This window comes from Pseudomonas syringae, from assembly GCF_021606685.1.
In the GTDB taxonomy this organism is placed as follows: Bacteria; Pseudomonadota; Gammaproteobacteria; order Pseudomonadales; family Pseudomonadaceae; genus Aquipseudomonas; species Aquipseudomonas syringae_R.
Window position 1 is genome coordinate 154,144 of sequence record NZ_WKCB01000001.1, and the last position, 13,712, is coordinate 167,855.

The following is a 13,712-nucleotide window of genomic DNA, read 5'->3' on the forward strand; positions in this document are numbered from 1 at the left end:
CTCCTTGTTGTTGTTTTTGGGGTTTATCCGGCGAAACGATTGCAGGGTTTTCCAGGTACATCGACTTCAATGGCCAATACCGCGCCGTCCAAAGGGTGATCCAAGGGGCTGGCAGCACTGGTGATATATAACGTGGTGAGGTTGGGGCCACCGAATACGCAACTGGTGGGGCGGCTGACGGGCAGTTCGATGATGCGGTCGACCTCGCCGTCCGGTGTCAGGCGCAGCAGGCAACTGCCGTCCCAGCGGGCGTTCCAGATGTAGCCTTGGCTGTCCATGGCCGAGCCATCCGGCCCGCCACGTGCGTGCGGGCCGAACCACACCCGCGCCGGTTCAAGCTGGCCGTCGGCCTGGATCGAATGCAGGTACAGCGTGCCGTCCAGGCTGTCGCCGAAATGCACGTGGCGGCCGTCGTCACTCCACAACAACGTGTTGGGAATGCCCAGGCCACTGAGCAATGGCGTGACCCGCGCATCGGCATCCACGCGGAACAAGCCGCCGGAGCGCCGTGTGATCGGCAGGTCCTCGCCGTGCTCGCCGATATTGTTCTGCATGGTGCCCAGCCACAGGCGGCCCTGGGCATCGCAGCGCGCTTCATTGCCACGGTTGCCCGGTTGCGGGTCGGCCACGCACAGCAGGGTCAACGCCTCGGTGGCAAGATCAAGACGATAGACCCCGCTGCTCAGCGTCACTAGCGCATCGCCGCTTTCACACGGGATGAATGCCGAGACATGCTCGGGCAGTTGCCAGACCTGCAACTGCCCGCCCATCAGGCGCAATGCCTGTTTGCCGGCGATATTCACCCAGTACAGCGCTTGGGTGGGCGCGTCCCAGAACGGACCTTCGCCCAATTGCGCCCGGTGCGGGGTAACGGCGATACACGACATGAAGCCTCCTGGATTTTTATTTTTCTCAGGTGCGCGTTACAGCGAGTCGCGGGATGGCGTGCCATCCACCAGCCGCTGGATACGCAACGGGTTGGCGTTTTTCAACGCGTCGGGCAGCAGGCTATCAGGGTAATTCTGGAAGCACACGGGGCGCAGGAAACGATCGATGGCCAAGGTGCCGACCGAGGTGCCACGGGCATCCGACGTGGCCGGGTATGGGCCGCCGTGCACCATCGAGTCGCAGACTTCCACGCCGGTCGGGTAGCCGTTGAGCAGGATGCGCCCGACCTTCTGTTCCAGCAGCGGCGTGAGTTCGGCGAACTGTTGGAAGTCATCGGGTTCGCCAATGATCGTCGCGGTCAATTGGCCGTGCAGGCCGTGCAGCGCCGCGCTGAGTTGGGCCTGGTCAGCCACTTCGACAAACACCGTGGTGGGGCCGAAGACTTCTTCCTGCAGCACTTCATCGCCGTCGATCAACAGACTCACATCGGCCTTGAACAACTGTGGCTGTGCCTGCTTGCCCGCCTGCGCGCTGCCGGCCAAATGTTGAATGCCGGGGTGCGCCAGCAGTTTTTCCAGGCCCTTGCCGTAGCTGCTCAAGGTGCCAGCGTTCAGCATGGTTTGTGCCGGTTGATCGCCGATCAGTCGTGCCACCTGCTGGGTAAATGCACTGAATTCAGGCGAGGCGATGCCAATCACCAAACCGGGGTTGGTGCAGAACTGGCCACAGCCTTGCACCACCGAGGCGGTGAGGTCGCGGGCGACGGTGTCTGCCCTCGCCTGCAACGCCTGGGGCAACACGATCACCGGGTTGATGCTCGACATTTCGGCAAATACCGGGATCGGCTGCGGGCGCGATGCCGCCATATCGCACAGAGCGCGGCCGCCCTTGAGCGAGCCGGTAAAACCGACTGCCTGGATGGCCGGGTGCTTGACCAGCGCCTCACCGACGCCGCCCCCAAAAATCATATTGAACACGCCGGCCGGCATCTCGGTGGCTTCGGCCGCACGGATGATCGCATTGGCGACCTGTTCCGCCGTGGCCATGTGGCCGCTGTGCGCCTTGAACACTACCGGGCAACCCGCCGCCAGCGCGGCCGCGGTGTCGCCGCCCGCGGTGGAAAACGCCAGGGGGAAATTGCTCGCGCCGAACACCGCGACCGGGCCCAGGCCGATGCGGTATTGGCGCAGGTCCGGACGTGGCAGCGGTTGGCGATCGGGCAGCGCCTTGTCGATGCGCGCGCCGTAGAAATCGCCGCGACGCAGCACGCTCGCGAAAAGGCGCATCTGGCCGCTGGTACGCCCACGCTCGCCCTTGATGCGCGCGGCCGGCAATGCGGTTTCGCGGCAGACCAACTCAATGAAGTTATCGCTCAGGGCATCCAGTTCGTCTGCGATCGCGTCCAGAAACTGCGCGCGACGCGCGGCGCTCAAGGCGCGGTAGGCAGGGTAGGCCTGCGCGGCTGCCTTGGCGGCGGCGTCGACTTCCTGCGCAGTGGCCTGGTAGAAATCCTGGGGCAAGGCTTCGCCGGTAGTGGCGTCGACGCTGTGCAGCTTGACGTCGCCGTTGGCGCTGCGCTGGCCGCCGATGTAGTTGTGGCCGAGGAACTGGCTCATGGTGATCTCCTTTAAAGGGTGATGACATTGCCGGGGTCGAATGCCGCATCGCTGCTGCCGACCTGGTTGACCAGCGGCGCACCGAACTCAGTCTGGCTGATCTCGAACACATCCCCCGGTTGGGTCTGTATACCGTCGGCAAATGACAATGTGGCAGTGCCGAAGAAATGAATATGCACATCGCCCGGCGTGAGGAATTGGCGGTATTTGAAGTGGTGGTACTCGAGGTTTTCCAGGCTGTGGCACATATTGGCCTCGCCACTGAGGAATTCGTTCCGCCAGATTTCCTCGCCGTTACGCAGGATACGGCTGGAGCCCGCCAGATGCTCGGGCAATGGGCCTACGCGCAACTCGGGGCCATAGCTGCAGCTGCGCAGTTTCGAGTGGGCCAGGTACAGGTAGTTCTTGCGCTCCATGATGTGGTCGGAGAACTCGTTGCCCAGCGCAAAACCGAGGCGATACGGCCGGCTGTCCGGGCCAATGACGTAGAGGCCACCGATCTCCGGCTCTTCACCGGCATCCTCGGCAAACGGCGGTACCGGGAAGGCTTCGCCCGGGCGCACGACGATGCTGCCGTCGCCCTTGTAGAACCACTCCGGTTGCACACCGGCCTGGCCGGCGGCGGGTTTACCGCCCTCCACGCCCCATTTGAAGATGCGCATGGTGTCGGTCAGGGCGGTGTCGTCGCCGGCCTGGTGCATCTTGTCGCGCGCCGAGGCGCTGCCCAGATGGGTCAGGCCGGTGCCGCTGATCAGCATATGGGCCGGGTCCGGGTGGTCCAGCGGCGGCAGAATCTTCAAGTCGGCCAGCAACGCGGCGTAGTCGTGGCTGGCGCCCAGGCCCAGGTGATTGACCTGTTGCGCCAGGCCGACGCCCGCTTCGATGGCGGCCAGCGCCACTTCGCGCACACTGCGGGCGGTGTTGACTTCGCGCAGGCTGGCGCCTTCGACCACGCCGACCCGGCGCTCGCCGTTGCTTGACTCGAACTGAACTAAACGCATGACACTTCTCCCAGATTAAGTACGTGTGGCGCCACGGGCGCTGGCGGCGAATTGGTCAGCCGGCAGCACGTGCTTGCGCTCGAGCAGGCGATACACCACGAAGGTCAGCACCAGCCCGAACACCATCACCCCGGACAGGAAATACAAACCCGAGGCCAAATTGCCGGTGTATTCCTTGAGTGCACCAATCACGAACGGGCCGATATAGCCGCCGAGGTTGCCCACGGAGTTGATCAAGGCGATGCCCGCCGCCGCACTGGCGCCGGCAAAAAAGCGCCCCGGCAGGGTCCAGAACACGGCGGTGCAGGAAAACATCGCGAATGCCGCCAGGCACAGCGCCGCCATCTGCAACACCGGCACACTCAGCCAGGCGCTGAAAAACAGGCCGATGGCACCCAGCACGTAGAGCACGGCCAGGTGACCGTAGCGGTCGTTCAAACGGTCGGAACTGCGCGGGATGATCAGCAAGCCGATGATGCCGAAGATGTACGGCACGGCGGAGATGAAGCCGGTGACCAGGTCGGTGCCGCCGAACTGCTTGATCAGCGTCGGCAGCCACAGGCCCAGGCCGTAGATGCTCAGGGTTACCGGCAGGTAGAACAGCGCCAGCAGCAGCACGCGCTTGTCTTTGAGGGCATGCAACGGGTTGCCGTGGCGGGTCTGGCCGTAGGCTTGCAGGTCCTTGGCCAGCTCGCCGGCGAGCCAGGCTTTTTCGTCCTCGCTCATCCATTTGACGTGCTTGGGGCCGTCCGGCAAGTAGCGCAGCACCGGCCAGGTCAGCAGGATCGCCGGGGTACCGATCACGATAAACAGCCACTGCCAGCCGTGCAGGCCGAAAATTCCGTCCATGCCCAGCAGGCCGCCGGACACCGGGCCGGTGATCATCATGGCAATCGGCTGGGAGAGGATAAACAGCCCGAGGATCTTGCCGCGATGGCGCACCGGGAACCACTGGGTGATGTAGTACAGCACGCCCGGGAAGAACCCCGCCTCCGCCGCGCCGAGCAAAAAGCGCATCACGTAGAAGCTGTGCGGCCCCTGCACGAACGCCATGCCGATGGTGATGGTGCCCCAGGTGATCATGATCCGCGCAAACCAGCGCCGCGCGCCAAAGCGGTCGAGCATCAGGTTGCTGGGGATCTCGAACAGGAAGTAGCCAATAAAGAACAACCCTGCACCCAGGCCGTAGGCGGCATCACCGATGCCGACGTCGGCGCCCATGTGCAACTTGGCAAAGCCCACGGCGGAGCGGTCCACGTAGGCAATGAGGTACAGCAGGATCAGGAAGGGAATCAGTTTCAGCGTGATGCGCCGAATCAGGCGCAGTTCCTCGCTCATGGGGTCGATCTCCGGATTGTTGTTCTTATATGAAGCTCGGGGGACGCCTCTCGCAGAAAACCGCCAGGGTCATACCTCAGTTAAGCCAGACTATATAGTAGGACTATTTGCAAAACAACACTTCCAAACCGAACATTTTGCGCTTATGTTTAGCTTCAGAGAGAACATATAGTCATACAATAAGAGAATCGATCATGTCTGATAAAAAGCCCGGCCTACGCTCCGCCCAGTGGTTTGGTACTGCCGACAAAAACGGCTTCATGTACCGCAGCTGGATGAAGAATCAGGGCATTGCCGACCATCAGTTCCATGGCAAACCGATCATCGGTATCTGCAATACCTGGTCGGAGCTGACCCCGTGCAACGCGCATTTCCGCCAGATCGCCGAGCACGTCAAACGCGGCGTGATCGAGGCCGGTGGCTTCCCGGTAGAATTCCCGGTGTTCTCCAATGGCGAATCCAACCTGCGCCCTACCGCCATGCTCACCCGCAACCTGGCGAGCATGGACGTGGAGGAGGCCATTCGCGGCAACCCCATCGACGGCGTGGTGCTGCTGACCGGCTGCGACAAGACCACCCCGGCCCTGCTGATGGGCGCCGCCAGTTGCGACGTGCCGGCCATCGTGGTCACGGGCGGGCCGATGCTCAACGGCAAGCACAAGGGCCAGGACATCGGCTCGGGCACTGTGGTGTGGCAGCTCAGCGAGCAGGTCAAGGCTGGCACGATTACCCTGGATGACTTCCTGGCGGCCGAGGGCGGCATGTCGCGGTCGGCGGGCACCTGCAACACCATGGGCACCGCGTCGACCATGGCCTGCATGGCTGAGGCACTCGGTACCTCTCTGCCCCACAACGCCGCGATCCCGGCGGTGGATGCGCGGCGTTATGTGCTGGCGCACATGTCCGGCATGCGCGCGGTAGAGATGGTGCGCGAAGACCTCAAGCTGTCGAAGATCCTGACCAAGGAGGCGTTTGAAAACGCGATCCGCGTGAACGCCGCCATCGGCGGTTCGACCAACGCGGTGATCCACCTCAAGGCCATCGCCGGGCGCATCGGCGTCGAACTCGACCTGGATGACTGGACCCGCATGGGCCGTGGCATGCCGACCATCGTCGACCTGCAGCCCTCGGGGCGTTTCCTGATGGAAGAGTTCTACTACGCCGGCGGGCTGCCCGCGGTGCTGCGTCGTCTCGGTGAAGCCAACCTTATCCCGCACCCGAACGCCTTGACAGTGAACGGCAAGTCCCTCGGCGAAAACACCAAGGACTCGCCGATCTACGGCCAGGACGAAGTGATCCGCACCCTCGACAACCCGATCCGCGCCGACGGCGGCATCTGCGTGCTGCGTGGCAACCTCGCGCCACTCGGCGCGGTGCTCAAGCCGTCAGCCGCCAGCGCCGAGCTGATGCAGCACCGGGGGCGTGCGGTGGTGTTCGAGAACTTCGACATGTACAAGGCGCGCATCAACGACCCGGAGCTGGACGTGGACGCCAACTCGATCCTGGTCATGAAAAACTGCGGGCCCAAGGGTTACCCAGGCATGGCAGAGGTCGGCAACATGGGCCTGCCGGCCAAGCTGCTGGCCCAGGGCGTGACGGACATGGTGCGCATTTCCGATGCGCGCATGAGCGGCACCGCCTACGGCACGGTGGTCTTGCATGTGGCGCCGGAAGCGGCTGCGGGCGGGCCGTTGGCCACGGTGCAGGAAGGTGACTGGATTGAACTCGACTGCGCCAATGGCCGGTTGCACCTGGACATCTCCGACGCAGAGCTGGCGGCGCGCATGGCCGACCTTGCGCCCCCGCAAAACCTGATCGTCGGCGGCTACCGCCAGTTGTACATTGACCACGTGCTACAGGCCGACCAAGGCTGCGACTTTGACTTCCTGGTCGGTTGCCGTGGGGCTGAAGTCCCCCGGCATTCCCACTAATTGGGATGCTATGATGCCGCGAATTTAAGCCAGAGCCTCCCTGTCGTTATGGATCACCAGCCGCCCAAGCCGCGCAAGAGCATGCATGCCCAGATCGTTCAGGACTTGGGCATGCACATCGTTTCCGGCCGCTTCAAGCCGGAAGAGAGACTGCCCATGGAAGCCACGCTCTGCGAGGAATACAAGGTCAGCCGCTCGGTGTTGCGCGAAGCAACGCGGGTGCTCAGCGCCAAGGGCCTGGTGTACTCCAAGCCACGGGTGGGTGCGGTGGTGCGGCCACGCTTGAAGTGGCACCTGCTCGACCCGGACGTGTTGTCCTGGTTGATGCAGTCCACGCCCCATAGCGAATTCTTCAACACCCTGGCTGGCGTGCGGCGCATTCTCGAACCGGAAATCGCCGCCATGGCCGCGACTACGGCCACGGACGACGACATCGCCACCATCGAAAAAGCCTACCTGGGCATGGAAACCGCGCAGACCCACGAACAGCTGTTACAGGCTGACCTGGACTTCCACCGCGCCATCGCTGACGCGACCCGCAACGACCTGCTGGCCTATATGTGCAACATGCTCTCGCTGCCGTTGCGCGAGTCGATCAACATCACCAACCGCCGCCCCGACATCCAGGGCTTGAGCCTGCCCCGGCACAAGGCGATCCTCACCGCGATCCAGAACCGCGACGCCCTCGGCGCCCGGCATGCCTCGCTGGTGCAACTGGATGACACACGGGTGGCGCTGGATACGGTGATGAATGTGCTGACCCCGCTCTAAAGCCGAGTGAAATCCAATGTGGGAGGGGACTTGCTCCCGATGGCGGTGGGTCAGCTGCAAATAAGCCAGCTGTTACACCGCCATCGGGAGCAAGCCCCCTCCCACATTGGTTTTGGGTATGCCGTTAGAGCGTGTAGGCAATGCCCACCTGCACCGTGCGCGGCGCGCCTGGGTAGGCGTAGATATTGCCGAACGCCCCTTCTTCATATTCACGGTTGAACAGGTTCTTCACATCCAGGTTCAGCCGCACCTTGTCGTTGACCTTATAGAAGCTGAGCAGGTCGACGACGGTGTAGGCATCCATCGAAAACGCCGTGTTGGCGGTCTGGCCGGCGCGCTGGTCGACGTACTTGCCGCCGGCGCCCAGGCCCAGGCCCTTGAGTGCACCGTCCTGGAACTCATACACGTTGAGCAGGCTGAAGCTGTTGCGCGGGATGTTCAGCAGGCGGGTGCCGGAGCGGATCGTGTTGTCCTTGGTCACTTCCGCATCCACGTAGGCGTAGCCGCCGATCACGCGCCATTCAGGGGTGAGGTTGCCCGCTACGTTCAGGTCAAAACCACGGCTGCGGACTTGGCCGGCGGCGACGGAGAAGGTGTTGATCACCGGGTCAGTGGTCAGCACGTTTTTCTTCTCGATCTGGTAGATCGCTGCGTCCACGCTCAACTGGCGATCCAGAGCTTCCCATTTCACGCCCATCTCGTAGGACTTGCCCTTTTCCGGCTCAAAGCCACCGCCTTCGCGCGCGGCGCCGGGGTTCGGTTTGAACGAGCGAGCGGCATCGGCATAGACCGCGACGGTCTCGGTGAGGTCGTAGATCACCCCCACGCGTGGGGTGACGGCGTTTTCGGCGGCCTGAAACGGGTTCACGCCGGGTACATAACTTTCGTAGTCATGCTCAAAACGCTCGAAACGCGCGCCCGCCAACACCTTCAAACGCTCAGTCAGCGCCACCTGGTCCTGCACGAAAGCGGCGTAGGTCTTGAGGTTTTCCTTGTCGTGGGTCGGTGTGCGCGTCAGCGGTGGGCGCGCCTGGCCGTAGACCGGGTCGAAGATGTCGATCGGGTAAGTACCCACGGCGGCACTGGAGCGTTGGATGATCGACTTGTAGTCGTAGTCCTCGTACTCGATACCGGTCAGCAAGGTGTGCTCGAAACCGCCGGTAGAGAAATGCCCGGTCAGGTTGAGCTGGTAGTCCTTGTCGGTCCACTCCAGCTTGCGGTAGTTGAAGTTGCGTTGAAGGGTGCGGCCGTCGGCGCCCAGGCTATTCGGGCCATTGGCCTCGATGGCATTGCCGGCCAGGCTGCCATCCAACCACTGGAACCCACCGCCCAATGTCCAGTTGTCGTTGAGCAGATGCTCGAAACGCACCTGCGCCATGTTGTTGTCGTTGTGCAGCTTGCCCACGTCCTTGTCACCCCAGAAGGTGTCGCGTGACGGCGTGCCACGCTGGTTGGGGAAACGCGTCAGGCCGCGGTCCAGCGGGTGATTGTTGCGCATGAAGTCGCCTTCGAAGGTCACCTTGGTGTCGTCCGTGGCTTGCCAGGTGATCACCGGGGCAACGCCGTAGCGTTCGGTTTCGACGTGATCACGGAAGGTGTCGCCGCCCTCGCCCACCACGTTGAGGCGATAGGCCAGGCGGCCTTGCTCGTCCAACGGGCCGGAGGCGTCGAGCGTGCCGCGCTTCATGCCCTGGTCATTCAGCTGGCTGCCGAGGGTCACCGTCGGCTCGGCCAGCGGTTGCTTGGACACCACGTTGAACGTACCGCCTGGGTCGCCACGGCCATACAGCATGGTCGCCGGGCCACGCAGTACTTCGAGGCGCTCGATGGTGTTGGCGTCCGGCATGTTCGGGTAGCCACGGTTGATCGGGAAACCGTTGCGGTAGAACTCGCCAGTGGTAAAACCGCGCACCGTGAAGGTGGTAAGCCCCTGCCCGCCGAAGTTGTTGGCCCGACCCACGCCGCCGGCGTAGTCCAGCGCGTCCTGCAAGCGCGTGGCGCCGATGTCTTCGACCACTGCCTTGGACACTACGCTGATCGATTGCGGCGTTTCATGGATGGAGGTATCGGTTCGCGTCGCACTCGCCGAACGTGTGGCGTGGTACCCCTGCACCGGCCCCTGGGCCGTTTCATAGTCTGCTGTGCCGGTGATGCTGGTGGCTTGCAGCTCGATACCGGTTTTTTCAACCGGTTCAACCTCAGCCCAACTGAAAGAGGAAAACGCCTGAAGCACACACATGGAAACCAGGGTACGACGCATACGGTATGAACCTAGTGAAAGAGCCAGATGGAGCGGCATATCTGCCAATTATTTTGCGGCGCATGTTATCCGAACCCATCAACGATTGATATGTATTCTCATTCACTATTTTTCGAGTATCCATTTGGTAACAATCCCCTCACGGGAAAAATTACAGGCGAAAAAAAGCCACTCGATTGAGTGGCTCATGGACGGTGTGGCTCGCCTTAGCGATACCGCTCCAACCAATGCGCATACGGCGCCGGCAGGGTCCAGGACGACTTCTCGACGCCCAGCTTCTTGGCCGCGAAGTACGCCCAATGAGGGTCGGCCAGGTGTGCACGGCCTACCGATACCAGGTCAAGCTGGCCAGCCTGCAAGGCGCCTTCGGCCAGTTGCGGCGTGCCAAAACCCCAAGCGGAAGTCACCGGGATGCCAGCTTCGCGGCGCACGCGCTCGGCGATCGGGCCCATGAAGGCCGGGCCCCATGGGATATTGGTGTCGGGGATGGTGAAACCGACGCTGACGCTCAGCAGGTCCAGGCCACCGGCCTTGAAGCGGCGGGCCAGTTCGATGGATTCGGTGAGGGTCTGCTCGTCACGGCCATCGTATTCGAGCACGCCGAAACGCGCGGTGAGCGGCAGGTTTTCCGGCCAGACTTCACGCACGGCAGCCAGGGTTTCCAACAGGAAACGGCTGCGGTTGTCGAAGCTGCCGCCGTAGGCATCGGTACGCTGGTTGGAATGCTCGGAAAAGAAGCTCTGCGCCAGGTAGCCGTGGGCGAAGTGCAGTTCGATCCACTCGAAGCCGGCGTCACGCGCGCGGCGGGCGGCGTCGACGAAGTTCTGTTTGACCCGGTTGATATCGTCCAGGGTCATGGCGCGCGGCACCTGAGGCAGGTTCGCGCCAAAGGCGATGGCCGACGGTGCAATGGTTTCCCAGCTGCGCGCATCGGACGCGGGCATATGGTCATCGCCTTCCCATGGGCGGTTGGCGCTGGCTTTACGGCCGGCGTGGGCAATCTGAATGCCTGGCACCGAGCCCGCTGCCTTGATGGCCTTGACCATGGGCACGAAGGCTTCGGCGTGGGCGTCGCTCCAGATACCGGCGCAGCCCGGGGTAATGCGGCCTTCGGGGGCGACTGCGGTGGCTTCGACCACCAGCAGGCCGGCCCCGCCACGGGCCATGCCGGCCAGGTGCACGTGGTGCCAGTCGTTGACCATGCCGTCATCGGCCATGTACTGACACATCGGCGGGATGGCAATGCGATTGCGCAGGGTAACGTCTTTCAATGTGAACGGTTCGAACAAGGCGGACATCGGGAACTCCAGGAGCCAGTGAGTGATTCGATAGTTCGATGGTAATCGAACTATGGTTTCAACGATACCCCCCTGTTATCATCCGCCCCATGCGAGCCTTCAAACACCCTACCCTTCAAGACCTCACACTCGAACGCCTGTTGTACGCCTTGAGTGACCCAGTGCGCCTGGAAATCGTACGCTGCCTGGCGGGTGTGCCCGAGGCCACCTGCGGCGAACTGGACGGCGGGCGGCCCAAGTCGAGCATGTCCCATCATTTTCGCGTGCTGCGCGATGCCGGCCTGGTGCAGACCCGCAGCGTGGGGACCACGCATATGAATTCGTTGCGTGGCGAGCTGTTGGAGAGCCGGTTTCCGGGGTTGCTCCAGAGCATTCTGGCCCAGCACTGAGAAACGATTCAGCCGCCGCAATTATTGACCGCGAACCTTTCACCCAAAACCACCGTCCGAGCTAAGGCACTGTTGCTTACCGCTCGCCGCGAGGTTGTCGTTTGAAAGCCGCCATCATCAAAAAGTACCGTCTGATCATCAAGACCATGGGCTACGTGGGCTGGGCCCTGTTCTGGCTGTTGCTGTGGGACGTTGCCGTCACCGTGGACTTCATGCTGTTTCTGACTGCCAAGATCAATTTACCGCTGATGCCGCTCACCCTGTTGGGTTCGGCGCTGGTGGTGCTGATCAGTTTCCGTAACAGCAGCGCCTACAACCGTTGGTGGGAAGCTCGCACGCTGTGGGGCGCGATGGTCAACAACTCACGCAGCTTTGCGCGCCAGGTGCTGACCCTGCTGGACGATCCCGACGGCGAAGTGAACCCGGTCAAGGCGACCTTGCTGCGCCGCCATGTGGCCTACGTGAATTGCCTGGCCGCTCACCTCAAGGGCGAGCCGTGCCCCGACGAGGTGCGAGCGTTCATCCCCGCCGAGGAATTTGCGCGCAGCGGCGCCACGAATAACTTCGCCAATGACATCCTCACCGGTTCGGCGGCGCTGTTGGCCAAGGAATACAAGGCGGGCCATCTGGACAGCATTCGCCTGGCACGGCTGGAGTCGACCCTGGTGGACTTGTCCAACGCCCAGGGCGGCATGGAGCGGATCGCCAACACACCGCTGCCCTACCCGTACGTGTATTTCCCACGGCTGTTTATTTCGCTGTTCTGCCTGATCGTGCCGGTGGGCCTGGTGGAATCCCTGGGCTGGTTCACGCCGCTGGCGTCGACGGTGGTGGGCTTCATGCTGCTGGCCATCGAACGCATCGGCACCGACCTGCAAAGCCCGTTCAACTCCAGCGAACACCAGATCCAGATGGAAGCCATCTGCGAAACCATCGAGAAAAACCTGCAATCGATGCAGCGTGATGCGCTGGGTGGCGAGCGCATCGGTTAAACCCTCCCTCGGGCCTCAAGTGCGTGCTCCCTCAGTCGATATACAGGGGGTACGCATGGGCCACAGCTCCCTCATAACAACACATGCGACGCTCGACGCTACTGTTTTCTCCTTGCCAAAATTATAAATACCCGCGGGTGAAGTCATGAATATCAAGCAAAAGCTGACCTGGGCATTTGCGGGCATCGCGTGCCTGCCGGTCATCCTCGTCGCCATCCTGGTCGTATTGAATGTGCGCGAGGGGGCCCTGGCCAATTTCCTCGACAGCAGTGGCCGCGAGATCCGCCAGATCGACAATGGCATGAAGCAGTTCTTCGATGGCATCAGCCAGAACGTCGACTACGTGGCCAAGGACCCGCGCGTAGTCGCGGCCAAGGACCTCAAGAACTACGCCGGCGCCGACGCCGCGCAACTCCCGCTGACCCCGACCAATACCGAGCTGCTGGCGATTTTCGACCAGTTCGCCAAGAGCCATCCGAGCACCGCCTACCTGTCCCTGGGCTTGAAGGACGGCGGCTACGCCAGTTGGCCGGACGACACCAAACTGAACAATTACGACCCGCGCGTGCGCCCCTGGTACCAGGCGGCCATCGCCGCGCCCGGTAAAACCGTGCGCACCGGGGCCTACTATTGGGCGCCGGACGATGTGACGCTGATCGGCACCGTGCACACCGTCGCCGACGCCTCCGGAAATATCCTCGGCGTGGTCGGCCTGGACGTGTCGCTCAAGCAGCTCACCGAACTGGTGCGCAACATCAAGCTGGGCGACAGCGGCTACCTGATGCTGGTGGAAGGCAACGGCAACGTGCTGGTCGACCCCAGCGATGCCAAGCACAACTTCAAGCCCCTGGCCGACCTGGGCGCCAACTACGCCGAACTGGCCAAGCGTGGCGACGGCGTCAGCCAGATCGACATCGATGGCGTGGCCTACATGGCCAACATGGTCAGCTCCAAAGACCTCGGCTGGCGCTTTATCGGCTTGATCAAACGTGACGAAGTAATGGCAGGCGCCACCAGCCTGACTTGGCTGATCGCCGCCATCGCCGCCGCACTGGCCGTGGTGTTCGCGATTGTCGGCGCCAGTTTCGCCAGCGTGATCGTGCGCCCGATTCGCGGCGTGGCCGACGGCCTGCAAGAGATTGCCGAAGGTGAAGGCGACCTCACGCGCCAACTCAAGGTGCAGGGCAAGGATGAAACCGCCAGTCTGGCAGGCTGGTTCAACCAGTTC

The 13,712-nt window shown here is 62.7% G+C and carries 10 protein-coding genes and 1 pseudogene; 5 read left to right on the forward strand and 6 right to left on the reverse strand.

Features of this window, described 5'->3' with window-relative positions:
* Nucleotides 1–23: 23 nt before the first annotated feature.
* The 4 genes from GIW02_RS00690 to GIW02_RS00705 are packed head-to-tail and all read right to left on the reverse strand — an operon-like array spanning nt 24 to nt 4,843.
* The gene (locus tag GIW02_RS00690) at nt 24–887 is read right to left on the reverse strand and encodes an SMP-30/gluconolactonase/LRE family protein (RefSeq protein ID WP_236411699.1); all 864 of its coding nucleotides are present in this window, start codon (nt 885–887) and stop codon (nt 24–26) included.
* 36 nt (nt 888–923) lie between these two features.
* Entirely contained in the window at nt 924–2,504 is a 1,581-nt protein-coding gene (locus tag GIW02_RS00695) for an aldehyde dehydrogenase (NADP(+)) (RefSeq protein ID WP_236411698.1), read from the reverse strand.
* A gap of 11 nt (nt 2,505–2,515) precedes the next feature.
* The gene (gene araD1 / locus GIW02_RS00700; RefSeq protein WP_236411697.1) at nt 2,516–3,505 is read right to left on the reverse strand and encodes an AraD1 family protein; all 990 of its coding nucleotides are present in this window, start codon (nt 3,503–3,505) and stop codon (nt 2,516–2,518) included.
* A gap of 15 nt (nt 3,506–3,520) precedes the next feature.
* Nucleotides 3,521–4,843 (reverse strand): MFS transporter, encoded by a 1,323-nt coding sequence (locus GIW02_RS00705; protein WP_236411696.1) that lies wholly within the window; start codon nt 4,841–4,843, stop codon nt 3,521–3,523.
* A gap of 194 nt (nt 4,844–5,037) precedes the next feature.
* Here GIW02_RS00705 and GIW02_RS00710 point away from each other — a divergent pair, with 194 nt between their 5' ends.
* Together GIW02_RS00710 and GIW02_RS00715 are read left to right on the forward strand one after the other, a co-directional pair.
* Nucleotides 5,038–6,774, forward strand: coding sequence for an IlvD/Edd family dehydratase (locus GIW02_RS00710; RefSeq protein WP_236411695.1), 1,737 nt, complete (start codon nt 5,038–5,040; stop codon nt 6,772–6,774).
* A 48-nt stretch (nt 6,775–6,822) separates the two neighbouring features.
* Nucleotides 6,823–7,545 carry a FadR/GntR family transcriptional regulator gene (locus tag GIW02_RS00715; RefSeq protein ID WP_236411694.1) on the forward strand — a complete coding sequence of 241 codons (723 nt, stop codon included), beginning with the start codon at nt 6,823–6,825 and terminating at the stop codon, nt 7,543–7,545.
* Between the two features lie 124 nt (nt 7,546–7,669).
* Here GIW02_RS00715 and GIW02_RS00720 read toward each other — a convergent pair whose 3' ends face one another.
* Both GIW02_RS00720 and GIW02_RS00725 read right to left on the reverse strand, forming a co-directional pair.
* Nucleotides 7,670–9,805: a TonB-dependent receptor gene (locus tag GIW02_RS00720; protein ID WP_236411693.1), complete on the reverse strand. Its 2,136-nt coding sequence runs from the start codon at nt 9,803–9,805 to the stop codon at nt 7,670–7,672.
* Between the two features lie 206 nt (nt 9,806–10,011).
* Nucleotides 10,012–11,103 (reverse strand): NADH:flavin oxidoreductase/NADH oxidase, encoded by a 1,092-nt coding sequence (locus GIW02_RS00725; RefSeq protein ID WP_236411692.1) that lies wholly within the window; start codon nt 11,101–11,103, stop codon nt 10,012–10,014.
* A gap of 89 nt (nt 11,104–11,192) precedes the next feature.
* Here GIW02_RS00725 and GIW02_RS00730 point away from each other — a divergent pair, with 89 nt between their 5' ends.
* From GIW02_RS00730 to GIW02_RS27130, 3 genes and pseudogenes are all read left to right on the forward strand, one after another.
* Entirely contained in the window at nt 11,193–11,492 is a 300-nt protein-coding gene (locus tag GIW02_RS00730) for a helix-turn-helix domain-containing protein (protein ID WP_236411691.1), read from the forward strand.
* A 101-nt stretch (nt 11,493–11,593) separates the two neighbouring features.
* Entirely contained in the window at nt 11,594–12,484 is an 891-nt protein-coding gene (locus GIW02_RS00735) for a bestrophin family protein (RefSeq protein WP_236411690.1), read from the forward strand.
* A 145-nt stretch (nt 12,485–12,629) separates the two neighbouring features.
* Nucleotides 12,630–13,709, forward strand: a pseudogene (locus tag GIW02_RS27130) (HAMP domain-containing protein); the annotation flags it as partial.
* Nucleotides 13,710–13,712: the final 3 nt, after the last annotated feature.